Consider the following 1,411-nt stretch of genomic DNA (forward strand, 5'->3'; position numbering starts at 1 on the left):
AGAACAACATTATCGGTGGGATTTTTCTCTTCGTCGATCCCGGAAATACTGTTTCTGGCAATCAGCTCAGCGGCATCCGTCTGGGAGACAGGGCAAACGACCTGGCGGCAGACAACAACGTGATTCGCAACAACAACATTGGGACCGATCCCGACGGAACTAGCGCAATTCCGAATGGGGACGGAGCCGCTGGGGGAGGCATCCGAATCGACGAAGGGACGGGGAACGAAATCCTCGACAACGTGATCGCCGGCAACAACACCAATGGCATTCGCCTGCGAGGATCGAGCCCGAGCAACATAATTCGGGAAAACAAAATTGGAGTGGACGCGAACGGCGATCCGCTCGGGAATGATTTTAGGGGCATTTGGGTTCAGACAGACAACAACACGATTGGGGGAAGCAACAGCGGAAACGTTATCGGCTCTAATTCTCTTGCGGGCGTTCTGATTGAGGGAGGCTCTAACTCGGTGGACGAAAACCTTGTGGGCGTTGACAGCTCCGGAACGGATATCGGCAACGGAGCCGATGGCATCGCTGTCTTCGGGGACAGCAACAGCATTGACAACAACGCGATAGGGAACAACAGCGGGGTGGGCATTCTGCTGAGAGACGCTACCGCTAACGAGGTGGTGAGCAACCATATCGGAAGGAACGCCAGTGGAGCATCCGCCCCGAATGAGGGGGGAGGAGTCTTCATCTCCGCCACGTCTGGCAATTCGTCGGGCGACAACGTGATCGGGGGTAGTGAGGCCGCCAACGTCGTCGCCAACAATCGAGGGGACGGCGTCCGGATCGGGGGGAATGGCTCGGCGACTCGCAATCCCGTGCGCTACAATCAGATCTACGATAACACCGACTTGGGGATTGATCTGAGGGACGACGGAAGAACGACCAACGACCCTGGAGACGGGGACGACGGTCCCAACCGCCTCCAGAACTATCCGGTGCTCCGGAGCAGCAATTATGATTCGGGCGCGGACGCGGTGACAGTGACCTACCTTGTCCCAAGCGATCCGGACACGTCGACCAGTGGAGCTTCGCTCTATCCACTTGCGATTGATATTTACGTCGCCGACGCGGAGGGTGAGGAAGGCAGAACCTACATCGGTACCGAGTCCTACACTGCCAATGACTACAGGGGATGCGACTCTCCTCCCTGCACGGTCACGAAAACATTCACACCGCAGTCGTCCGTCAATCAAGACGATGAGCTGGTGGCGACGGCCACAGATGATGAGGGAAACACAAGCGAGTTCAGTAAGACGGTCAATGACCCGCCGGTGGCAAGGCCGGACAGCTTTGCGACGGACGAAGGGCAGACGCTGACCGTTATGGCACCGGGGGTGCTCGACAATGACAGCGATCCGGACGGAGACCCGCTGGAGGCGTCGCTCGTCTCGGGCGTCTC

1 protein-coding gene is annotated in these 1,411 nt (G+C 58.2%); it reads left to right on the top strand.

Features of this window, described 5'->3' with window-relative positions:
* A partial coding sequence (locus ABEL04_RS02645) for a right-handed parallel beta-helix repeat-containing protein (RefSeq protein ID WP_375800829.1) occupies positions 1-1,411 on the top strand: 1,411 nt, incomplete at both ends.

This window comes from Salinibacter sp. (assembly GCF_042218895.1).
In the GTDB taxonomy this organism is placed as follows: Bacteria; Bacteroidota; Rhodothermia; order Rhodothermales; family Salinibacteraceae; genus Salinibacter.